The following is a 22,139-nucleotide window of genomic DNA, read 5'->3' on the forward strand; positions in this document are numbered from 1 at the left end:
GCCATGGCCCAGCGCATGTTCAAGCTTCGCGGCGTCCGCGAGGAAATCCGCCGGCGGGGAGCCGGCGGTCCGCAACCGCAGTTCAGCCTGACCCCGGGCACCGCCCGCGACGGCGGCGGCGATGTCGTCGAGGTCAGTGGCGACACCGTCGTTCGCGTCGAATTGGACAACGGTTTCGTGCTGTGGAGCCGGATGGATGACCTGTCGCGCGACTTCGGCGTGCCCCCGGCCCGCGACGGCGACGGCACCTGGGAAATCGCCCGTCTGGCGCCGCGCCGGGCAACGAGCAGCGAGCGCGGCCTGACCGGGCTGGCCGTGCGCATCCTCGATTTCTTCGGCATCGACCTCGCCGAAAAATCGGCCGGCGCGCTCGGCAAGCACTTCGAGGAAAAGCTGATCGGCAAGCACCCACCCGGCTTCTACCGCCTCGACCTGGGCGGCGATTTCGCGCTGAAGGCCGTTGCCGATAACGACGCCATCGCGGCCGATGCCGGCCCCATCCTGGTCTTCCTGCACGGCACCGCCTCGTCGACCGAAGGCAGTTTTGGCAAGCTGTGGGACAGCGGCAACCTCGAAGGCGCCCGCCTGCGCCAGTCCTTGCTGCCGCTCTACGGCGATCGCGTCTTCGCACTGGAGCACCGCACGCTGACCGAAAGCCCGATCGCCAACGCGCTGGCCGTGGCCCAACGCCTGCCGGCCGGCGCCGACGTGCACCTGGTCAGCCATTCGCGCGGCGGCCTGGTCGGCGAAGTGCTCTGCCTGGCCGGCTGCGCCGACCTGGCGGCGACACTGACGGCGGAACAGGTGCACACCCTGTTCGCCGCCGACCGCACGCTGGCCCCCCAACTCGGCCTGCTGCCGCTCAGCAACGAGCAGATGAAGGCGCGCGACACCGCCTACGATGCCGAACGCCAGCGCCTGCTCGACCTCGTCGCGGTGCTCGAGCAGAAGAAGCTGCGTATCGGCCGCTTCGTCCGCGTCGCCTGCCCGGCGCGCGGCACGACGCTGGCCTCCGGCCGTCTCGACCGCTGGCTGTCGGTACTCGACTACGTGGCGACGGCGGCCACCGGCGACGGCCTGTTCACCGGCGGCCTCGATTTCCTGCTCGCCGTGGTCAAGGAACGCACCGACCCGCGCACCCTGCCCGGCGTCGAGGCGATGATGCCCGGCTCGGCGCTGACCCGCCTGCTTAACAACACGCCGGAACTGGTCACCACCGCCGACCTGTCTGTCATCGCCGGCGATATCGAGGCCGGCGACGGCCTGTGGAATTCGCTCAAGGTGTTGGCCACCGACTGGTTCTACCGCAACGAACACGACCTGGTCGTCGATACTGCGTCGATGGGCGGCGGCCTGCTCCGCCTCGGCGGCGCCGCCCGCATCCGCCAGGACCAGGGCGCCAAGGTCAATCACTTCCGTTACTTCACCAACGACCAGAGCGTGCGCTGGCTGAGCGCCGGCCTGACCCGCGCCGACGGCGACAGCGGCGGCTTCCAGCCGCTGGCCCCCAAGCCGTCCGCCGCGCCGCGCTGCGCTGCCGCCATCGTCCGCAGCCGCAGCGGCAACAAGCCGCGGCCGATCGCCGTCGTGCTGCCCGGCACCATGGGCAGCGAACTGACGGCCAGCGACGATCCGGTCTGGCTCAACTACTGGGCGCTGCTTCGCGGCGGCCTGAAGAAGATCGCCATGGGGCGCGACAACATCGCGCCGGTCGGGCTGGTCGATCAGTTCTACGGTCCGCTGGTCGAATTCCTGGCCCGCAGCCACCAGGTCGAAATCTTCCCCTACGACTGGCGCTACTCGGTGCGCAAGGCCGCTGCCCGGCTGGCCGTCATGCTCGAGCCGCTGGTCAGCCAGGCCGAACGCTCTGGCCAGCCGCTGCGCCTGGTCGCCCACTCGATGGGCGGCCTCGTCGTGCGCTCGATGATCGCCGACGGCGGCGCCGGCAGCGCGCTGTGGAAGCGCATCACCCGCCTGCCCGGCGCCCGCTTCCTGATGCTCGGCACGCCCAACCTTGGCTCCTACGAAGCCGTGCGCTGGCTGACCGGCTTCAACCCCACGCAAAGCAAACTGTCCCTGCTCGACATCACGCAGAGCACCGACCAGATCATCAACCTGGTCTCGCGCTACCCCGGCCTGCTCGAATTGCTTCCCTTCGCACCGGACGACCCGGACTTCACCGATGTCAGCCGCTGGCAGAAGCTGCGCCAGGATATGGGGGCGCAATGGGACACCGCCCAGGCGGCCGACCTGCAGGAAGCCGGGGCGACCTGGGCCTTCCTCAAGACCGCCGCGCCCGATCCGCGCTACATGGCCTATGTCGCCGGCTGCCAGCCGGCGACGGTGATCGACTACCAGCTGACGCCGGGCGAAGTGCTGTTCCGCCCCGACCTCAAGCGCATCGAATTCATCGCCACCCGCGAGGGGGACGGCACCGTGGCCTGGTCCTCCGGCCGCCTGCCCGGCGTTCCGCTGTGGTACGTCGACAACACCGCGCACGACATGCTGTGCGCCCAGCCGAAGGCCTTCCCGGGCTATCTCGACATCCTGGTCAATGGCCAGACGACGCTGCTGCCCACCACGCCGCCGGCGCGCAGCCGCGCCGCGGCTGGTGAGGAACGCTTCGTGCTGCCGGCCAGCCCGCCGGCCGACGGCATTCCGGCACCGGAAGACATCGCCAGCCTCGGCTTCTCCGGCCAGCTGCCGGAAAGCGTCGAAGGCGAACCGGTCACCGCGCCCGTCACCATCAGCATCCGCCACGGCAACCTGAGCTACGCCCGCCATCCGGTACTGGTCGGCCACTATACGGGCGACACCATGATCAGCGCGGAAGCCGCCCTCGACCGTCAACTTGCCGGCCGCCTGACCCGGCGGCTCGATCTCGGCATCTACCCAGGCCCGCTCGGCAGCCACAGCACCTTCTTCAACGACTCGCCGGCCGCCAAGCCGATGGGCGCCATCGTCGTCGGCCTCGGCGAGATCGGCGCCCTCAGCCCCTGCCTGCTCGAAACCTCAATCCGCGCCGCCCTGCTCGATTACGCGCTGAAAGTGGCCTACTGGCCCGATGCCCGCTTCGGCGAGGAAGGCCGGCCGCGCTCGGCCGCCGTCACCTGCCTGCTGGTCGGCACCGGCGGTGGTGGCATGCCGGTCGGCGATTCGCTGGAGGCCATCCTGCGCGCCGCCCTCGCCGCCAACCGGGCGCTGGCCGAGCAGAAACTCGATGGCCGCGTGCTGATCGACCGCCTCGAACTGCTCGAACTGTACGAGGACGTCGCCATCTCGGCCGCCGAGGCGCTCGGCCGCATCCTGCAGAACGAACAACTGGCCGCCGCCATCACTTGGCCGGCCGGCGCCGTCGAAACCGCCCAGGCCGGTCGCCGGCGGGTGCGCTTCGACGGAGCCAACGAGTGGTATCAGCGCCTCGAAATCGTCCGCCAGGACGACAAGCTGCGCTTCCTGTTCCCGACCGACAAGGCGCGCGCCGAGGAAACCCTGGCCACCGGCCAGCTCGCCTTGGCCGAGGCTTTCGTCCAGGCGGCCAGCCGCGACACCGGCCGCAATACGGAAGCGACCAAGACCCTGTACGAAATGCTGCTCCCGCTGCGCCTGCGCGAACTGGCGCCGCAACAGGGCAACCTGGTCATCATCGTCGACCGGCAATCGGCACGCTATCCGTGGGAACTGCTCGAAAACCGCTGGAGCGACGGCGAACGTCCGCCTTCCGTGGGGGCCGGCTTCGTCCGCCAGTTCCGCACCGAGAGCTTCCGGCAGCGCCCGGTGCGCAGCCCCGGCAACACCGCCCTGGTCATCGGCAACCCGGACCTACAGGGGTGTGCGGACTTCTGCGACCTGCCCGGCGCCCGCGACGAGGCGCAGGCCGTTGCCGACCAGTTGTCGAGCGACGGCTACGACGTCACCGACTGCATCGACCAGGCGACCACGCCGATCATGGAGATGCTGCACAAGAACTGCTGGCGCATCCTGCACCTCGCCGGCCACGGGGTGCACGAATATGCGCTGACCACCGGCAAAATTTCCGGCATGGTGATCGGCCCGAACAGCTTCCTGACCCCGGGCGACATCGCCCAGATGCGCTTCGTGCCGGAACTGGTCTTCATCAACTGTTGCCATCTCGGCCGCCTCGACGGCGCCCGGCCGCTCGACCGTCTCGGGCTGGCCGCCAACCTCGGCGAGGAATTCATCAACATGGGCGTGCGCGCCGTGGTCGCCGCTGGCTGGGCGGTCGACGACCGGGCCGGCCAGGCCTTCGCCGCCACCTTCTATCGCGGCATGCTGGCCGGCGAAACCTTCGGCGAGGCCGTGCGCGCCGCCCGGGAAGACGCCTGGCTGCGCTTCCCCGACGTCAATACCTGGGGCGCCTACCAGTGCTACGGCGATCCCGATTTCCGCTTCTACCGCGACGGCGCCGCGCCGCGCCACAACCTGACGCCCTTCGCCACCGCCCACGAACTGGTTGCCGAACTGGAAAACCTGACCGCCGACCTGCGTGCCGGCGCCACCGACGATGCGGCCGGCAAGCTGGAACGCCGGCTGGCGCGCATTCCGGCCAACCAGAAGGACGGCTGGCTGGCCCGCGCCGAGGTGCAGGCCGCCCTCGGCCTGGCCTGGGGCGAAGCGCGTTGCTGGTCGGAAGCCATCGCCTGCCTGGAAGCGGCACTGACCGCCGACAAGGGGGAGTGCTCGATGAAGGCGCTCGAGCAATACGCCAACTTCCGCGTCCGCTACGCCGCGGAACTGTGGCAGAAGGCCGCCCGGCAAACGGCCAAAAACCGTGAAAAGACGCGCCAGGAGCAGGCCGGCCGCATCGAATCGGCCATTCTCGACCTCGATACCCTGTGCCGCCGCGCCCCGACCGTCGAGCGCCTCAACCTGCTCGGCAGCGCCTACAAGCGCCTGGCCCTGATAGAGGACGAAGGCCCGCGCCGCACCGAGGCCCTGGTCAACATGGCCCAGCACTACCGCCTGGCCTACGAGCGCAAACGCGATGCCTACGCCTTCACCAACTGGCTGGCCGGCAGCCTGCTCACCCGCCAGCATGGGGAAGCGCTGGGCACGGCCGATCCGGCCACCCTGCAGCGCGATCTGGAAGCGCTGCTGCGTGAGCTGGCCCAGCGCAACGATGCCGACCCCAATTTCTGGGACAGTGCCAGCCTGGCCGACCTGCAACTGATGCGCCTCCTGATGCAACCCGCCGCGCCGCGTAGAAAACGCGGCGACACCACCCTGCCGCCGGCGATGGGCGTGCTCGCCACCTACCGCAACGCCATCGCCCGCGGCGCCAGCCCGCGCGAAGTGTCGTCGGTCGCCGAGAACATCGCCTTCCTGATCGAGCTCTGGTCGCCTGGCGACAAGCCGAAACAGCGCATCCTGCAACAAATCCAGGAGAACCTGTCATGAGCCCGCGCCAGAAGAAAGCCACCCCGGCCCCGGCCAAGACCGCCCCCCGCCCACGAGCCGTTCCGCCGCTGGTGGCCCGCGACCCTGCCGCGCCGGACTACTCACGCACCCCGCTCGACCAGATCCCGCTGACAGGGCTGCCGCCGCGTGCCCTGATCGCGCCCAATTTCCGGATGTACGAGCTCACCAAATCGGACCTTGCCGCCCGCCTCGGCATCGACAATGCTTTCGCCAGCGAGGCCGAACTGCGCGCTGCGATCCATCTCGCCCGCAACGTGTTGCAACCGATCCGCGACGCCTTCGGCTCCTTCTCTCCGAACAGCGTCTATCGCGGCCAGCGCCTGGAGCGCGCCCTGAAGAACAAGCCGGCGTCGTGGCTGAGCACCAGCCAGCACGCCAAGGGCGAGGCCTGCGACATCGAGATCGTCGGCAAGCCGACGCTGGAACTGGCGGCCTGGGCCAAGGCCAACCTCGCCGATTTCGACCAGATCATCTGCGAATGCTACGACCCGGCCAAAGGGCCGAACTCGGGCTGGGTGCACATTTCGCTCAAGCCGCCGGGCGCCGGCAGCAATCGCCAGCAGTGCCTGAGCTATGTGCGCGATGCGGCGAGCGGCCGCCTGGTCTATGTGAACGGCCTGAGCGCGATGGCCTGACAGAAATGAAATAGCCATGCTGCCCGGCAAGATCGCCTTCCTGCTGATCGTTGCCACGGCGCTATCCTTCTTTGGCGCCCTGATCGTCGCCGCGCGCTACCGGGCAGCGATGCAGGCGCTGATGAAGGCGCCGCTCGATGCGCCATCCACCACCACGAGCGGCACAGCCAAGCCGCTGCCGTACTCCGCCGACACGCCGGCCATTCCGGTCAGCCTGGCCGACAATCGGCAGGCGCAAACCCGACTGATCCTCGGTTTCCTCGGCCTCACCTTGCTCATGGCCCTGACCCGGACGCTGCTCATGCAGATCGTCTCCGATGGGCCGATCACGATCAAGACCGTGTCCACCCTGTGCGCCGCCTATGCCTGGCCGGTGGTGCCGGTGATCGCCGTGCTCCGCCGCTGGCCGCGCTGGCGCTTCGTCGGCGTACTGCTGCTGTGGTTCGTCGCCGCCGTCATGCTGCTCAGCTGGCGGACCAACGAAAACGTCAGCTTCGCGCAGGTGCTGTTCTGGCTGTCGCTCGACATCGGCCTGCCGCTGATCGTCGTTTCCGCGCTCTGCCTGGGCAGCGCGACGCGTGCCGTGGCGCCGTGGCTGGCGCCGCTGTTCATACTGTTCTGCTGGGCCTCGCAGGCCGGCGTCGACCTGCTCGCCGCCCTGGTCGACGCACAAAGCCCGCTCGCCTACTGGCTGGCCGGCCACATCGGAGCCATCACCGCCATCGCGCTGTTCGCCCTGACGCCCTGGCTGTTCGCCTGGTGGCCGGCGCGGGCCCTCGGCCGCTGGCTGGCCGACGCCTATGCCGCCCGCCGCATCTCGGAGCTGTTCTACCTATTCACTGCCGTCTGGGTCATCGCCCTGGTCGGCCCGGCACTCGGCGCCATCGCCAGCGAGGGCTGGGGCGCCCTGCTCTATTTCCTGCCGCTGGCCTGGGTCCCGCTCGCCGGCTGGCTGTTGCGCCAGGGTGCCGCCCAGCGCCCCGCCGGCCGGCCGCCCACCCTGCTCGTGCTGCGCGTCTTCCAGCAGGACGCCAATGTGCAGAACCTGTTCGACGGCGTCATCGAACGCTGGCGGCTGAGCGGCAATACCGTACTCATCGCCGGCACCGACCTGATCGACCGCACCATCGACGCCGAGGACATCTTCACCTTTCTCGACGGCCGCCTGGCCGAACGCTTCATCCGCCGCCCTGAAGAGGTCGGCCACCGTCTTGGCGCCTTCGAATGGCAGCCCGATGTCGAGGGACGCTACCGGGTCAACGAATGCTATTGCCACGACACCACCTGGCAACAGGCACTGGCCGAACTGCTGCGGGTCAGCGACGTGGTGTTGATGGACCTGCGCAATTTCGTCGCCGCCAACCGCGGCTGCCTGTACGAACTGCAGACCCTGGCCGCGCTGCCCGCCTTGCAGCGCGTCGTCGTCCTGGTCAATGAGCGGACCGAAGTGGAGGCTGCCCGGGCGGCCACGGCGGCGGCACCGGCAGGGCGCTTCGTCTGGCTCCGGCAGGCGAACGCGACGCCGCCGGCCGCCGAAGAAGTACTCGCTGCGCTTCTCGACTGAAGGTCGGGCCTAAGAGGCGCCGCTCAGGCCGGCGGCTGCCAAACCACCGGCAGCAGTTCGCGCGCCGGCCGGCCGATGTAGTAGCCCTGGGCGAGATGCACTTCCATCCGCTCCAGTTCGCCCAGCACTTCGGCCGATTCGACATATTCGGCGACGACGGTGATGCCCATTTCGCGGGCCAGCGAACGGATGCTGGTGACGAAGGTGTGATCCTTCTCGTTGTGCAGCATGTTGGAAATGAAATCGCCCTCGATCTTCAGGTAGTCGATCGGGAAGCGGCGCAGGTAGTGGAAAGACGAGAAGCCGGAGCCAAAGTCGTCGATGGCCAGCTTGAAGCCGTCGGCCTTCAGCTCGGACAGGAAGCGTTCGAGCAGCGACAGGTTCTTGACCGTATCGCGCTCGGTGATTTCGAAGACGATGTGGTCGGGGGAAATGCCGCTGGCCGCGACGATGCGCCGCAGATCGCGGGAAAACTCGCTGAACACCAGCGCCCGCGGCGACAAGTTGACGAAAATCTCCCCCTCGTGGCCGCGCTCGGCCAAGGTCGCCAGGGCCTGTTCGAGGACCAGCATGTCGAGGCGGTGGATGACGCCGATGCGCTCGGCAATCTCGACGAACTCGTCGGCACGGATGATCTGGCCGTCGAGTTCGATGCGCGACAGAACCTCGTAGGCGACGATACGACGATTGGCGACATCGAGGATGGGCTGAAAATAGGGGACGACGCGGCGGTGCTCGATGGCGTCGAGGACCATCACGCTCTTCTGCGTGATGTCGCGGAAGACATCGACGATATCGTCCTTGGTCGGCACGGCAACCTGGTCCTTACCGGCGGCCTTGGCCCGATACATCATGTTGTCGGCAAAGAGCAGCAGGTCCTTCGGATTCTCGGCATGATCGGGGTAGATAGCGATGCCGATCGATGCCGTGACGCGCAGCCGCACCCCATCCGGCGTGAGCACTTCGAGTTCCTCGATCGCCTTGCGGACCCGTTCGGCGACCGTAACCACCGCTTCCTGCGAGGCTTCCGGCAGCACGGCGACGAACTCGTCGCCGCCGTAGCGGGCGAAGATGTCGCCATCGCGCAAGGCGCCCTGCACCTGCCGGGCGAAGCGTTGCAGGTAGGTATCGCCGACGGCGTGGCCGTAGTTGTCATTGACCAGTTTGAAATTGTCGACGTCGATGAGCAGCAGGCCGAAGCGGTAGCCGTGGCGCTGGGCGCGGCCGACCTCGTAGGCCGACAGCTCCCAGAAGACGCGCTGGTTGAACAAATCGGTCAGCGGATCGCGGGTGGCGTAATACTCGAGGTCGCGGGTGTATTTGTAGATCGCCTTGACCGAACCGACAACGTTGAGCAGGGTGGACAGCACGCTCTCGACGACCAGGTAGCGCGTTTCGTCGTCCAGCACCCCGGCATGGACGCCGATGCCGACGATGCCGCCGATTTTCGGCTTGTCGACGAAGAAGGATTTGACGCGCAAGGCGACCTCGGCATCCGACAGGGTGATCGGATGGCCGTCCTGGTTGGCGACGTGATGATGGATGTTGCACGAGCCGACATCGGGAAAACTCGGCAGGCTGGCCAGTTCGTCGCGGATGTAGTGCTCCATCTTGGCCTTGGTTTCGCCGGAAACCGGGCCGTACCAGAAGACCTCCAGATCGAACATCTCGTCGTCAATCTTGAACAGGGAGAACAGGGTATGCGCCGGCAGCACGCTGTTGATGTCGATGAGCAAGCGGCCGACGTATTCGCGCCAGTCGCGGACCACTTCCGAGGTGATGACGAAACGTTCGAGCAGGCCGATCTCGAAACTGAGGATGTCCTTGTCCACCGCCACTGTGCGCAGGCGAGCCAGCACGCCGCCGAGGGCGCCGAGGATGCGGTTGAATTCGACGAAGCCGAGATCGTGGTCGGCGACCGCGATGCGGCGCAGGTCATCGACCGCCTGGACCTGCTCGAAATCCGCCTGCAGACGCTCGACGGCGCCCTCGATGCGGCGCCCGACCCACCACACTGCGAGCGCGGCGACGATCAGCGCCGCCGGCAGCAGCGGGGCAAAAGCAGTCAGCAACTGGCGCCGCGCATCGGCCAGCAGACCGGTGAAATCCTGGCGCACTTCGACGGCGCCGAGCACATCGCCGGCCCGGACGTTGATATGGCAGCGCAGGCAGCGCTCTTCGGCGATCAGCGGATAGATGTGGCGGGCAACGTGATCGTTGTCCAGCTTCCGGACATCACCGCTGCGCATCGCCTGCTGCAGTTCGTCGTCGAGCGGCGGTTGATTGATATTGCCGAACAGTTCGCTGACCCGCTGGCTGCGATAGATCTGCACGGATAGGCCGTTGGTTCCCGCCTCGGCCGTGCTGTGCACAAAGGCATCGGCTTGGCTGCGGCTCCAGCCCTGGCTCATCAGCTGGTACATCGCGGCGAAAGTGACCTTGGCGGCCGCCTCCGAGGTTTGCTCCGCATTGGCGCGCAGGACTTCGCCGAAAATCCTGTCGAGCAACAGGTACGATCCGCCGAAAAACAGGACCGACACGACGATAGACGCACCGAAAATGAAATTCCTGATCCGCATCCGTTTGGACTCCCTAGCCAAGCCAGCCGATACCAGCCGGGACAATCCCCCCGATTGCCCCTTCCAGACTGCAAACAGCTCAACACTCTACACTGTTCCGAAATATCCCTGTAGGGTTTTCAGCGCCAGACGAAATGCCGGAATTCCGCAGCCAGTCGCAGTCCACGAAAATCATGCGTCATTTCACCCCCGAAAATCCTTGCTGGAAGTCAAAATGACGGGCAGGTCGCTACTGCTTGCCGGCAACCACGGAGGTTGAGAGGCCCAACAACTAACGACCAACCGCCCGCAACTCGGCGCGCAGCGCCGCAATGATCGAATCGTAGCGGTGCGGATCGCTGTCCTTGCCGGCGCCATAGACAGCCGAACCGGCAACGAAGGCATCGACGCCGGCGCGGGCGATTTCGGCGATGTTGGCGGTGTTCACGCCGCCGTCGATCTCCAGCCGGATGCGCCGGCCGGTTTCGCGTTCGTAGGCGTCGAGCCTAGCGCGTGCCTGCCTGGCCTTGGCCAGGGTGCCGGGGATGAACTTCTGGCCGCCGAAGCCGGGGTTGACGCTCATCAGCAGCACGACGTCGATTTTGTCGAGCACGTAGTCGAGGTAGTCGAGCGGCGTCGCCGGATTGAAGACCAGGCCGGACTGGCAACCGCCGTCGCGGATCAGGGCTAGGCTGCGGTCGATGTGTTCGGAGGCTTCCGGGTGGAAGGTGAGGATGTTGGCGCCGGCCTTGATGAAGTCGGGAATGATGCGATCCACCGGCTTGACCATCAAATGCACGTCGATCGGCGCGGTCGTGCACGGGCGGATCGCTTCACAAACCAGCGGCCCGATGGTCAGGTTGGGGACGTAGTGGTTGTCCATCACGTCGAAATGGATCCAGTCAGCGCCGGCTGCGATGACGTTGGCCACCTCCTCACCCAGCTTGGCGAAGTTGGCGGACAGGATGCTCGGGGCGATGACGTAGTCGGCTTGGCGCATGAATGCCTCCAAAAAAAGGCGGCTCCAGACTGCGGGGCCGCAAGACGCAAAGTACAGCAGAGTGAAACTGGTTTGCCGAACGACCTCAGCGGTAGCGGGCGAGCATTTTTTCCAGCGGCAGCGGCTTGATGCGCCCGGCCTGCCCGGCGCTGCCGAAGGCCTCGAAGCGCTGGCGACAGAGGTCGCGCGCCGCCACCACCGCTGCCTTGAGGAAGGCGCGCGGGTCGAACTCTTCCGGTTTCTCGGCCATCGCCTTGCGCATGGCGCCGGTCATGGCGAGGCGGATATCGGTGTCGATATTGACCTTGCGCACGCCGTGGCGGATGCCCTCGACGATTTCCTCGACCGGCACGCCGTAGGTTTCCCGTATCGTCCCGCCGTACTGGCGGATGGTCGCCAGCCATTCCTGCGGCACGCTGCTCGAACCGTGCATGACCAGGTGGGTGTTCGGAATGCGCGCATGGATGGCCTTGATGCGGTCGATGGCGAGGATTTCGCCGGTCGGCGGCCGGGTGAACTTGTAGGCACCGTGGCTGGTGCCGATGGCGATGGCCAGCGCATCGACGCCGGTCTTAGCGACGAAGTCGGCGGCCTCGGCGGGATCGGTGAGCAGTTGCGCATGATCGAGCTTGCCGGCGGCGCCGATGCCATCCTCCTCGCCGGCCTCGCCGGTTTCCAGCGAGCCGAGGCAGCCCAGTTCGCCCTCGACCGAGACGCCGATGGCGTGCGCCATGTCGACGACGCGGGCGGTGACCATGACGTTGTAGGCATAGGTGCTCGGCGTCTTGCCGTCCGGACACAGCGAGCCATCCATCATCACGCTCGAGAAGCCGCTGCGCATCGACTGCTGGCAGACAGCGGGCGACGTACCGTGGTCCTGGTGCAGGCAGACCGGGATGTCCGGGTACTGCTCGATGGCCGCCTCGACCAGCTTCCTGAGGAAAGGCTCGCCGGCGTACTTGCGGGCGCCGGCCGACGCCTGCAGGATGACCGGGCTGTCGCAGGCTTCGGCCGCCTGCATGATGGCCTGTATCTGCTCCAGGTTATTGACGTTGAAGGCCGGCAAGCCGTAGCGGTGCTCGGCGGCGTGGTCGAGCAGTTGGCGCAATGAAATGAGAGCCATGTTGTCTCCTCAGTGCAGACGCGTTTGGGTGACGTGGCGCACCAAACGTAAGAGGTTGCAGGTATAGCCGTATTCGTTGTCGTACCAGGCAACCACCTTGACGAAATGGGGGTCGAGGGCAATGCCGGCGTCGGCGTCGAACACCGAGGGCAGGCCGCAGCCGCGGAAGTCGGTGGACACCACCTTGTCGCGGGTATAGCCGAGCACCCCCTTGAGCGGGCCGGATTCGGAAGCGGCCTGCATGGCGGCACAGATGACTTCGTAGCTCGCCGCGCGCTCCAGCTCGACGGTCAGGTCGACCACCGAGACGTCGGAAGTCGGCACCCGGAAGGCCATGCCGGTCAGCTTGGTGTTCAGCGCCGGGATCACCTTGCCGACCGCCTTGGCGGCCCCGGTCGAGGACGGGATGATGTTCTCCAGAATGCCGCGCCCGCCGCGCCAGTCCTTGCCGGACGGGCCATCCACCGTCTTCTGCGTGGCGGTGGCGGCATGCACCGTGCTCATCAGGCCGCGCTTGATGCCAAATTTTTCATGTAGCACCTTGGCGACCGGCGCCAGGCCGTTGGTCGTGCACGACGCCGCCGAGACGATGGCCTCGCCGGCATAGCAGTCGTGATTGACGCCATAGACGAACATCGGCGTTTCGTCCTTGGCCGGCGCCGACTGCACCACCTTCTGCGCCCCCGCTTCGAGGTGCTGGCGGCAGCTGTGCTCGGTCAGGAACAGGCCGGTCGCCTCGATCACCACGTCGGCGCGCACGCCGGCCCAGTTCAGCTCGGCCGGATTCTTGACGGCGCTCAGCCGGATACGGCGGCCATCGACGATCAGCTTGTCGCCGTCGACCACGATGTCGCCGGCGAACTTTCCGTGCACCGAGTCGTGCTTGAGCATGTAGGCGAGGTACTCCGGCTCGAGCAGGTCGTTGATGGCGACCACTTCGAGATCGGCGAATTCCGCCTGTTCGGCGATGGCCCGGAAGGCCATGCGCCCGATGCGGCCGAAGCCGTTGATGGCAACCCGAATGGGCATGGTGTGTCTCCTTGATGATGTGAATTCTGGGCAAAACCGCCCCCGCGCACCCGGAACAGGGCGCGTTGGCATAGGTATAGGGAAGGCCCGGCGGAAGCCGGCGTGGATCAGGCGCTAGAAGTCGCCATCGGCGCCTCCGGCCCGCACGACGGCGCGCAGCACGGTCTGCACCAGGTTGTCGGCGGTCAGGCCGAAGTGCTGGTAAAGCGCCGGGGCGGGGCCGGATTCGCCGAACTCGTCGATGCCGAGCACTTCGCCATCGAGCCCGACGTACTTGCGCCAGATGTCGGTCTGCCCGGCCTCGACCGCGACGCGGGCGATTTCCGGCGGCAGCACGGCGTTTTTCCAGCTCGCCGGCTGGCGGTCGAAGCGCCGCGTGCAGGGCATCGACACCACGCGCACGGCGACGCCCTGCGCCTTGAGTGCAGTCTGCGCCTGCATGGCCAGCATCACTTCCGAACCGGTGGCGATAATCACCGCCTGCGCCGGGCCGTCGGCCTCGGCCAGCACGTAGCTGCCCCGGCTGGCACCTTCCGCCCGGCTGGCTTCGCCACCATACTGAGGGAGGTTCTGGCGCGACAAGAGCAGGGCGGAAGGTCCGTCGCGGCGTTCCAGCGCTTCGCTCCACGCGATGGCCGTTTCCAGCTCATCGCAGGGGCGCCAGACATCGAGTCCGGGAATGACGCGCAGGCTCGCAGCATGTTCGATCGGCTGGTGGGTCGGCCCGTCTTCGCCGAGGCCGATGGAATCGTGGGTCAGGACATGGACGACGCGCTGTTTCATCAGCGCGCTCATCCGGATGGCGTTGCGGGCATAGTCGGAGAACACCGCGAAGGTGCCGCCGTAGGGAATCAGGCCGCCGTGCAACGCGACGCCGTTCATGATCGCCGTCATGCCGAATTCGCGCACGCCGTAGGAAATGTAGTTGGGAACCTCGCCTTCGGCCGCTGCGTGCAGAGCGCGGCTGCCCTTGCCAGCGGTCAGGTTGGAGCCGGTCAGGTCGGCCGAACCACCAAGCAGTTCCGGCACGCGGTCGACCAGGAAATCGAGGCTGTTCTGCGACGACTTGCGGGTGGCGACCGCGCCATCCTTGGCGCCGGCCACGGCGAGCAGCGACTTGCGGATTTCCGGCCAGTTTTCCGGCAGGCCGCCGGCCTGGGTGCGCTCGAATTCGGCCGCCAGGTCCGGGTACTGGCGGCGGTAGGCGACGAACTTAACCTGCCATTCGGCTTCGGCGGCAGCGCCCGACAGCCGGGCATCCCAGGCTTCACGCAGGGCGTCCGGCACTTCGAACGGAGCATGCGGCCAGTTCAGCGCGGCGCGGGTGGCGGCCACTTCATCGGCACCGAGCGGCGCGCCGTGCACGTCGTGGCTGCCGACCTTGTTCGGCGCCCCCCAGCCGATCTGCGTGCGGCAGACGATCAGCGTCGGCTTGCCGGCGGCCTTGGCCTCGACGATGGCGGCGCCCAGCGCGGCAGCATCGTGGCCGTCCACCGGACCGACGACATGCCAGCCGTAGGCGCGGAAGCGGGCAGGGGTGTCGTCACGGAACCAGCCCTCGACATGGCCGTCGATGGAGATGCCGTTGTCGTCATAGAAGGCGACCAGCTTGTCCAGCCCCCAGACGCCGGCCAGCGAGCAGGCTTCGTGGCTGATGCCTTCCATTAGGCAGCCATCACCGAGGAAGGCCCAGGTGCGGTGATCGACGATGTCGCACTCCGGCCGGTTGTAGCGCTGGGCCAGCAGCTTCTCGGCCAACGCCATGCCGACGGCGTTGGTCAGCCCCTGGCCGAGCGGCCCGGTGGTCGTCTCGACGCCCGGCGTGTGGCCGACTTCCGGATGCCCGGCGGTCTTGCTGCCGAGTTGGCGGAAGTTCTGCAACTGCTCCAGCGGCAGGTCGTAGCCGGTCAGGTGGAGCAGCGCGTAGAGCAGCATCGAGCCGTGGCCGTTGGACAGCACGAAGCGGTCGCGGTCCGGCCACTTCGGGTTGGTCGGGTTGTGCTTGAGGTGGTCGCGCCACAGCACTTCGGCGATGTCGGCCATCCCCATCGGCGCGCCGGGATGGCCGGACCTGGCCTTCTCGACGGCGTCAATGGCGAGGAAGCGGACGGCATTGGCCAGTTCGCGGCGGAAGGTGATTTCGGTCTTGTCGCGTTCCATGGCGTTCTCCTCAGGCGCGGCGCTTCTGGTCCATCAGGCGGAGGACCATGGGGGTGAAAATCATCTGCATGGCCAGGCCCATCTTGCCGCCGGGCACGACCAGGGTGTTCGGGCGGGTCATCATGGAACCGTGCAGGATGGAGAGCAGGTACTGGAAGTCGATGCCCTTGGGGTTGGCGAAGCGGATGACGACCATGCTTTCGTCGGCCGTCGGAATGTCGCGGGCGATGAAGGGGTTGGAGGTATCGACGATGGGCACGCGCTGGAAATTGACGTGGGTACGGCCGAACTGCGGACAGAGGTGGCTGACGTAGTCCGGCATGCGGCGCAGGATGGTGTCCGTCACCGCCTCCTGCGAGTAGCCGCGCATCTTCTGGTCGCGGTGCAGCTTCTGTATCCACTCGAGGTTGATGGTCGGCACGACGCCGACGCAGAGGTCGACCTGCTTGGCGATATTGATGCCTTCGCCGGCCCATGCCCCATGCAGGCCCTCGTAGAACATCAGGTCGGTGCCGTCGGGAATGTCCTGCCACGGCGTAAAGGTGCCCGGCTCCTGTTTCCACGGCTCAGCCTCACCGGCATCGTGCAGGTACTTGCGCACCTTGCCGCTACCGCTGCTGCCGTAATCGACGAACAGTTGCTCCAGTTCGCCCAGCAGGTTGGCTTCCGGGCCGAAGTGGCTGAAGTTCAGGTTGCCGAGCGCTTCCTGCGCCTTCATCTCGGCCCGCATGCTCAGCCGGTCGTAGCGGTGGAAGGAATCGCCCTCGACGATCTGCGCTTTCAGCCCTTCGCGCCGGAAGATGTGCTGGAAGCTCTGCATCACCGTGCTGGTGCCGGCCCCGGACGAGCCGGTGATGGCGATGATGGGGTGTTTGACGGACATGGATGTCTCCTGCGGATGTGAATTCTGTGCCCGGCAAAGCCGCCACCAAGGGGCGCTACGCCGGCATTCCCAAAGGCTGCCTCAAGCGTTGTCGCGAAACAGGGATCGTTCTGAAAACAGCGGAGAGACGAAGGGCCGGTCGGCACCGGTGTCGTATTCCTGGTGGTAACGCTCGACGCGCTCGACCTCGTTCTTCGAGCCGAGGATGACCGGCACGCGCTGGTGCAGGCTGTCCGGCGCCACCTCGAGGATGCGCTGGCGGCCGGTGCTCGCCGCGCCGCCGGCCTGCTCGATCAGCATGGCCATCGGATTGGCTTCGTAGAGCAGGCGTAGGCGACCGGGCTTCTTCGGGTCCTTGTTGTCCTTGGGGTACATGAAGATGCCGCCGCGGATCAGGATGCGATGCACCTCGGCGACCATCGAGGCGATCCAGCGGGTATTGAAATCCTCGCCGCGCACGCCCGACTTGCCGGCCTTGCATTCGGCCACGTAGCGCTGCACCGGCGGCTCCCAGAAGCGCTCGTTGGAGGTGTTGATGGCGAATTCGCGGGTGTCTTCCGGCACGCGGATATTGGCGTGGGTGAGGATGAAATTGCCGCTCTCGCGATCGAGCGTGAAGCCGTGCGTGCCGTTGCCCAGGGTCAGCACCATCATGGTCGACGGGCCGTAGATGGCGTAGCCGGCAGCGACCTGTTCGCAGCCCGGGCGCAGGTAGTCGCCAAGCGCCGCGTCGCCGGCCGTCGACCGCGCGAAGATGGAGAAGATGGTGCCGACCGAGACATTGACGTCGCTGTTCGACGAACCGTCGAGCGGATCGAAGACCAGCAGGTAACGGCCGCGCGGATATTCGGCCGGAATCGGATACGGATCGTCCATTTCCTCGGACGCCATGCCGGCCAGTTGCCCCCCCCACTCGCAGTGGTGCAGGATGGCCTCGTTGGTCAGGACATCCAGCTTCTTCTGCACCTCGCCCTGGACGTTGGTGCTGTCCAGTGCGCCGAGGCTGCCGCCGAGCGCCCCCTTGGCGACCATGGCCGAGATGGTCTTGACGGCGGCGGCGACGTCGATGAGCAAGGCGCCCAGTTCGCCATGGCTGGCGCGGGTGTGTTCGATGACGAACTTCGAGAGGGTAGTGCGACCGAATTGCATGGTTGTCTCCAATCATTCTTGTGTTACCGCATTGGTAGCCACGATAAGTGACCCGTTAATTAAGTAACAGTCAGATTTTTTTAATGGCACAGTAAGGCAACACTTACCTTCAAATCGTCGTCCCAGGCGCCCCAAAACTCCGACTCGATAACGGACGCTGAAGTCGGTCTTCACTATTCCTGACTGGCCGGCGCGGCAGCGGCGGATTACCTTTCCCGCCATGAACACACCCCTGCAAGCCCTGATCTTCGACGTCGATGGCACCCTCTCCGAAACCGAGCGCGACGGCCATCGCCCTGCCTTCAATGCCGCCTTCGCCGAGCACGGACTGAACTGGTATTGGGATGAAAGGCTGTATGGCGAACTGCTCGCCATCACTGGCGGCAAGGAGCGCATGCGCCATTACGCCGAGCGCTACGCCCCGGAAATCGCCGCCCGTCCAGATATCGACACGCTGATCAGGCAACTGCACGCCGCCAAGACCGCCCATTACGTCCGCCTCGTTGGCGAGGGTCGCCTCAGCCTGCGCCCCGGCGTCGCCGAGCTGATCGCCGCAGCCCGCGCCGCCGGCATCCGCCTGGCCATCGCCACCACCACCTCGCCGGAAAATGTCACCGCCCTGCTCGACGCCAGCCTGGCCCCCGGCTCCAGCGCATGGTTCGAAGTCATCGGCGCCGGCGACGTGGTCGCCGCCAAGAAACCCGCTCCCGACATTTACCACTGGGTACTTGAACGCCTCACCCTACCCGCCAGCGCATGCCTGGCCATCGAGGATTCGGAAAATGGCCTGCGTGCGGCGCAAGGCGCCGGACTTCCGTGCCTAGTCACGGTCGGCGAATACACGCGAGGGCAGGATTTTTTGGGGGCGGCGGCAGTCGCGGCCAGCCTGAGCAATATCTCCCTCTCCCACTTGCTGCAATAGCGGATTGCGAGCACAACCTTCGGCTAAAACACCTAAAATGCAATCGACATTTGCAACCATGAGGCTAGGTGTTTTATGGAGCAGGACGAATATGCTCAACTTCAAGAGCTGTCGGATCGAGAGCTTTACGATTTCGTAACCGAGAAAGACTCATCCCAACGCAAGTGGGTCGCACTCCACCTGCTAGAACAGAGACGGAATGCCGTCCTTACGTCGGCAGCAAAATCTTCGGCCCGAGCCGCTTGGCTGGCCGCAGCCGTTGCCGGCATCTCAGCGATCATTGCGGTTTTGGCCTATTTTGGTGGCAAATCAAGCTAGCAATTCGCTCAAGTTGCACTCAATTCTGGGCGGCCATTTTTAATAGCATTACAGTTCAGCCTCTATGGAATTGTAGGCTGCCGCAGATAACTGCGGACGCAAGTCGTCCGGCAGCGTCCAAATCCCAATATAAAATCCTCTCTCCACAAAAATTGCCTTAAAGAAGGAACCCCAATGTCCGGTCACGGTTTTCACGTTCATGGCCCGCACGACCATGAGGTCGAGCATGTCGCCCAGCATGGCGGCGACAATTTCACGTCGCGCATCGCGGTACTGACCGCCGTACTGTCCACCATCGGCGCCATCTTCGGTTACATGGGAGGCCATTCGCAGAACGCCGCGCTGCTCTACAAGAACGATGCCGCGATCCAGAAGACGGCCGCTTCCAACCAGTGGAACTACTACCAGGCGAAGAGCAACAAACAGAACCTGGCCGAACTGTCGGTGACGCTGACCACCGGCGAAGCTCAGCAGAAATTCCAGGCCGCCATCGAGCGCTACAAGAAGGAAAAGGAAGAAATCAAGGTCGAAGCCGACAAGCTGGAAGCCGAAGCCAAGGCCTCCGACGAGCACAGCAATAAGGAAATGCACGTTCATGAACGCTGGGCGTTGGCCACCACGCTGATCCAGATCGCCATCGCGCTGTCCGCCATCACGCTGCTCACCCGCAAGCGCTGGATGCTGGTCGGCGTCTACGGCGCCTCGGCCCTCGGCCTGGTCGCCGGCGTCATGGGCTACCTGCACCTCTGACCGGGTGAGGCATTTCGCCCACCTGCTGGCCGGACTGGCCGGCTGCCTGCTGGCCGCCGTCGCCCTCGCCGGCGAGCCTTGCCGCATCGCCTTCGACATGGGTTCATCCGGCATCCGTGCTGGGGAATCCGGTCGTACCGAGGTGATGCGGGCGGATATCGACTACCTCGCCCCGCTGTCGGCCGGCCGCGGGCTGGCCGAAACCCTGCCGCCGACCATCGCCGCGCTACGCAACCTGCCGGCCCAGGGCAGCTTCGACCAGGACTGCCCCCGACTTGGCGGCGGCTTTTCTGCCTGGCGCATCGCGGCAAAGGAAGACCGACAGAAACTGGCCGACGACCTGGCTGCCATCCGTGCTGACAGTGGCGTCGCCGTGCTGGTCATTCCGCAGCGCCAGGAAGGCGCCTACGGCTACCAGGGCGCCCGCCAACTGCTCGGCGACAAGCTGACGACCAGCCACATTCTCGATATCGGCGGCGGCAGCCTGCAGGTGGCCGGCGAACGCGACTCCTTCGGCGCCCTGTTCGGCCAGAAGCTGTGGCATCGCGAGCTGTGCAAGGCGCTGCGCAACAGTTCCGAACTGCCGTGTGCACTGCAGCCGATGACGCCGCAGGAACTGGATTCCGCCCGTTCCCTACTACGCGACCGCCTGCACGGCATCGTCCGCGACCTCCCGCAAGGCGCCACACTGACCGCCATCAGCCGCCCGGTGACGCGCGGCGTCGCGCCGGCCGTGGCCCGCCTGTTCAACCGGCCGGCCGGCCTGACCGAGATTTCCCCGGCCATGCTGCGCGCCACGCTGGAACTACATGCCGGCCTAAGCCTCGACGCCATGGCCGAACGCCTGGGCAGCGAGCGCAAGCATGCCGCCTACCTGATCTCCGACCTGCTGCTGGTCGAGGGCCTGATGGAAGCCACCGGCGGCCACGATCTGCGCATCGCCGAAATCGACCTCACCAACCTGCCCGGCCTGCTCGCCGACGACCGCGGCTACCGCTGGGCAGCCCGCCACGATTGCTACCTGCAGCGCCTGCGCAGCCTGGGCGTCGCCGCCTATTTCAGCGATCCGGCGACCTGCGCCGCCCGGCCGGCAGCACACTGAAGGCATGGACAACCTGCTCTACTGGATCGGCCTCGTTGCTGTTGCCGTCAATGCGCTGACTGGCGTACTCGATGCCGGACGCAAGCGCATGGATCTGGTCGGTGCGGTGATGGTCGGCACCGCCACGGCGCTCGGCGGCGGCACGGTACGCGACGTACTGCTCGACCGCACGGTGTTCTGGATCAGCGACCAGACCTACCTGCTGGTCGCGATCGCCACCACCCTGGTCGTCTTCTTCGCGGTACGCGGCCTGAAACTGCCGCAACGCCTGTTCCTGATCCCCGACGCTATCGGCCTGGCGCTGTTCACCGTTGCCGGCACGCAGATCGCACTACACTGGCATGCCCCGTGGCTGGTCGCCAGCCTGCTCGGCGTCACCACCGGCGTGGTCGGCGGGGTGCTGCGCGATGTGCTGTGCAACGAGGTACCGCTCGTCTTCGTGCGCGGCGAACTGTACGCCTCGGCGGCCTGGGCCGGCGCGCTGGTCCTCATCGGCCTACAGGAACTTGCCGTCTCACCGGTGGTCGCCGCCTGGGCCGGCATGGCCGTCATCCTTCTGGCCCGGCTGCTGGCCATGGCCTTCCGCATTACCCTGCCGACCTACACGGAACGCCAGTAGGCCACCCATGAATTTCCTCGCCCACGCCGTGCTGGCCGGCGACGACCCGGCGCTGATCGTCGGCGGCGTGGTCGGCGACTGGATCAAGGGCCCGCTGCCCGGCCTGCTGCCGCCCGATCTCGCCCGCGGCGTCGCGCTGCACCGGGCCATCGACAGCCATGCAGAGACGCACCCGGCCTTCCAGCACAGCCGCAACCGGGTCGCTCCCGACCGCCGCCGCTACGCCGGCGTTCTCGTCGATATTTTCTACGACCACCTGCTGGCCCGCGACTGGGCAGAGCTGCGGCCCATGCCGCTCGACCGTTACTGCGCCGGCGTCTATCGCCACATCGAAGCCCGCCTGACCGACCTCCCGGAGTTGGCCCGCCCTGCCATGGCGCTGATGGCCGGCGAGGACTGGCTGAGCAGCTACGCCGACCTGGCCGGCATCGCCGACGTGCTGCAGCGCATGGCGCGCCGCGCCCGCCAGCCGAATCCGCTGGCCGGCGGCGAACACGCCTTCACCGCCGACGCCGCCGGGTTCGCCGAGGATTTCGCTTGGTGGTACGCCGATGCACAGCGCTTCGCGGCACAGTGGGCATAGGCGCACCGGCTTTCTGAGACCCCACGGACCTTGCCGCCGTCTCATGGCGCGCAAATTGCTCCTAACCAGCACAGGCAACGCTGCCTATTCCTCGTCGTAGCACCGCAGCTACGCGCCGATTGCAGGCCCTCCGCGTCTTCCCAGGGCAATCGCCCGAGACCGGAGGCTCACCCGATCGCCCAGGCCCCGCCCCGATCTGGTGTGCCAATCGGCAAACGCGCACTGCGTTAGTGCATCCATTCACTGTCCACCTTCTGCCCGGCATGCCCCGGCAGCGGGAGGGCGCGAATTCGAACCAACGACAA

The 22,139-nt window shown here is 66.5% G+C and carries 16 protein-coding genes; 9 read left to right on the forward strand and 7 right to left on the reverse strand.

Annotated elements, in window-relative coordinates:
* Positions 1-3 precede the first annotated feature (3 nt).
* Genes LZ012_RS16030 through LZ012_RS16040 form a run of 3 tightly spaced genes read left to right on the forward strand, consistent with a single transcriptional unit; the run spans position 4 to position 7,638 of the window.
* A complete protein-coding gene (locus LZ012_RS16030) occupies positions 4-5,418 on the forward strand; it encodes a CHAT domain-containing protein (protein WP_275711879.1) in 5,415 nt (1,804 codons plus the stop codon).
* The gene (locus LZ012_RS16035; RefSeq protein WP_275711881.1) at positions 5,415-6,074 is read left to right on the forward strand and encodes a D-Ala-D-Ala carboxypeptidase family metallohydrolase; all 660 of its coding nucleotides are present in this window, start codon (positions 5,415-5,417) and stop codon (positions 6,072-6,074) included. The genes LZ012_RS16030 and LZ012_RS16035 overlap by 4 nt, the downstream gene beginning before the upstream one ends.
* A gap of 16 nt (positions 6,075-6,090) precedes the next feature.
* Positions 6,091-7,638 carry a hypothetical protein gene (locus tag LZ012_RS16040; RefSeq protein WP_275711882.1) on the forward strand — a complete coding sequence of 516 codons (1,548 nt, stop codon included), beginning with the start codon at positions 6,091-6,093 and terminating at the stop codon, positions 7,636-7,638.
* Between the two features lie 23 nt (positions 7,639-7,661).
* Here LZ012_RS16040 and LZ012_RS16045 read toward each other — a convergent pair whose 3' ends face one another.
* The 7 genes from LZ012_RS16045 to LZ012_RS16075 form a co-directional block, all read right to left on the reverse strand.
* Positions 7,662-10,217, reverse strand: coding sequence for a putative bifunctional diguanylate cyclase/phosphodiesterase (locus LZ012_RS16045; protein ID WP_275711883.1), 2,556 nt, complete (start codon positions 10,215-10,217; stop codon positions 7,662-7,664).
* 271 nt (positions 10,218-10,488) lie between these two features.
* A complete protein-coding gene (gene rpe, locus LZ012_RS16050) occupies positions 10,489-11,196 on the reverse strand; it encodes a ribulose-phosphate 3-epimerase (RefSeq protein ID WP_275711884.1) in 708 nt (235 codons plus the stop codon).
* A gap of 85 nt (positions 11,197-11,281) precedes the next feature.
* Positions 11,282-12,319 (reverse strand): class II fructose-bisphosphate aldolase, encoded by a 1,038-nt coding sequence (gene fba, locus LZ012_RS16055; RefSeq protein ID WP_275711885.1) that lies wholly within the window; start codon positions 12,317-12,319, stop codon positions 11,282-11,284.
* Positions 12,320-12,328: 9 nt separating this feature from the next.
* The gene (gap, locus tag LZ012_RS16060) at positions 12,329-13,348 is read right to left on the reverse strand and encodes a type I glyceraldehyde-3-phosphate dehydrogenase (protein WP_275711886.1); all 1,020 of its coding nucleotides are present in this window, start codon (positions 13,346-13,348) and stop codon (positions 12,329-12,331) included.
* 114 nt (positions 13,349-13,462) lie between these two features.
* Positions 13,463-15,508, reverse strand: a complete 2,046-nt coding sequence (gene tkt / locus LZ012_RS16065) for a transketolase (RefSeq protein ID WP_275711887.1) — start codon at positions 15,506-15,508, stop codon at positions 13,463-13,465.
* 10 nt (positions 15,509-15,518) lie between these two features.
* The gene (locus LZ012_RS16070; protein WP_275711888.1) at positions 15,519-16,391 is read right to left on the reverse strand and encodes a phosphoribulokinase; all 873 of its coding nucleotides are present in this window, start codon (positions 16,389-16,391) and stop codon (positions 15,519-15,521) included.
* A gap of 81 nt (positions 16,392-16,472) precedes the next feature.
* Positions 16,473-17,540 (reverse strand): class 1 fructose-bisphosphatase, encoded by a 1,068-nt coding sequence (locus LZ012_RS16075; RefSeq protein ID WP_275711889.1) that lies wholly within the window; start codon positions 17,538-17,540, stop codon positions 16,473-16,475.
* Between the two features lie 220 nt (positions 17,541-17,760).
* On the opposite strand from LZ012_RS16075, the gene LZ012_RS16080 reads away from it, so the two are divergent.
* The 6 genes from LZ012_RS16080 (at position 17,761) to LZ012_RS16105 (ending at position 21,834) form a co-directional block, all read left to right on the forward strand.
* Positions 17,761-18,462, forward strand: coding sequence for an HAD-IA family hydrolase (locus LZ012_RS16080; protein ID WP_275711890.1), 702 nt, complete (start codon positions 17,761-17,763; stop codon positions 18,460-18,462).
* A 75-nt stretch (positions 18,463-18,537) separates the two neighbouring features.
* Positions 18,538-18,780, forward strand: a complete 243-nt coding sequence (locus tag LZ012_RS16085; protein ID WP_275711891.1) for a hypothetical protein — start codon at positions 18,538-18,540, stop codon at positions 18,778-18,780.
* Positions 18,781-18,954: 174 nt separating this feature from the next.
* Positions 18,955-19,530, forward strand: a complete 576-nt coding sequence (locus LZ012_RS16090; RefSeq protein ID WP_275711892.1) for a DUF4337 domain-containing protein — start codon at positions 18,955-18,957, stop codon at positions 19,528-19,530.
* Positions 19,531-19,534: 4 nt separating this feature from the next.
* A complete protein-coding gene (locus LZ012_RS16095; protein ID WP_275711893.1) occupies positions 19,535-20,632 on the forward strand; it encodes a Ppx/GppA phosphatase family protein in 1,098 nt (365 codons plus the stop codon).
* A gap of 4 nt (positions 20,633-20,636) precedes the next feature.
* Entirely contained in the window at positions 20,637-21,251 is a 615-nt protein-coding gene (locus LZ012_RS16100; RefSeq protein ID WP_275711894.1) for a trimeric intracellular cation channel family protein, read from the forward strand.
* Between the two features lie 7 nt (positions 21,252-21,258).
* A complete protein-coding gene (locus LZ012_RS16105) occupies positions 21,259-21,834 on the forward strand; it encodes an acyl carrier protein phosphodiesterase (protein ID WP_275711895.1) in 576 nt (191 codons plus the stop codon).
* Positions 21,835-22,139: the final 305 nt, after the last annotated feature.

Source organism: Dechloromonas hankyongensis (genome assembly GCF_022012295.1).
GTDB classification, from domain to species: Bacteria; Pseudomonadota; Gammaproteobacteria; order Burkholderiales; family Rhodocyclaceae; genus Azonexus; species Azonexus hankyongensis.

Bases quoted from the DNA above. Each gene is read 5' to 3' on its own strand.
- LZ012_RS16085 (WP_275711891.1), top strand. From the start codon at position 18,538: ATGGAGCAGGACGAATATGCTCAACTTCAAGAGCTGTCGGATCGAGAG.
- LZ012_RS16070 (WP_275711888.1), bottom strand. From the start codon at position 16,391: ATGTCCGTCAAACACCCCATCATCGCCATCACCGGCTCGTCCGGGGCC.
- LZ012_RS16105 (WP_275711895.1), top strand. From the start codon at position 21,259: ATGAATTTCCTCGCCCACGCCGTGCTGGCCGGCGACGACCCGGCGCTG.
- LZ012_RS16040 (WP_275711882.1), top strand. From the start codon at position 6,091: ATGCTGCCCGGCAAGATCGCCTTCCTGCTGATCGTTGCCACGGCGCTA.
- LZ012_RS16075 (WP_275711889.1), bottom strand. From the start codon at position 17,540: ATGCAATTCGGTCGCACTACCCTCTCGAAGTTCGTCATCGAACACACC.
- fba (WP_275711885.1), bottom strand. From the start codon at position 12,319: ATGGCTCTCATTTCATTGCGCCAACTGCTCGACCACGCCGCCGAGCAC.
- LZ012_RS16045 (WP_275711883.1), bottom strand. From the start codon at position 10,217: ATGCGGATCAGGAATTTCATTTTCGGTGCGTCTATCGTCGTGTCGGTC.
- LZ012_RS16090 (WP_275711892.1), top strand. From the start codon at position 18,955: ATGTCCGGTCACGGTTTTCACGTTCATGGCCCGCACGACCATGAGGTC.
- LZ012_RS16030 (WP_275711879.1), top strand. From the start codon at position 4: ATGGCCCAGCGCATGTTCAAGCTTCGCGGCGTCCGCGAGGAAATCCGC.
- LZ012_RS16100 (WP_275711894.1), top strand. From the start codon at position 20,637: ATGGACAACCTGCTCTACTGGATCGGCCTCGTTGCTGTTGCCGTCAAT.
- tkt (WP_275711887.1), bottom strand. From the start codon at position 15,508: ATGGAACGCGACAAGACCGAAATCACCTTCCGCCGCGAACTGGCCAAT.
- gap (WP_275711886.1), bottom strand. From the start codon at position 13,348: ATGCCCATTCGGGTTGCCATCAACGGCTTCGGCCGCATCGGGCGCATG.
- rpe (WP_275711884.1), bottom strand. From the start codon at position 11,196: ATGCGCCAAGCCGACTACGTCATCGCCCCGAGCATCCTGTCCGCCAAC.
- LZ012_RS16035 (WP_275711881.1), top strand. From the start codon at position 5,415: ATGAGCCCGCGCCAGAAGAAAGCCACCCCGGCCCCGGCCAAGACCGCC.
- LZ012_RS16080 (WP_275711890.1), top strand. From the start codon at position 17,761: ATGAACACACCCCTGCAAGCCCTGATCTTCGACGTCGATGGCACCCTC.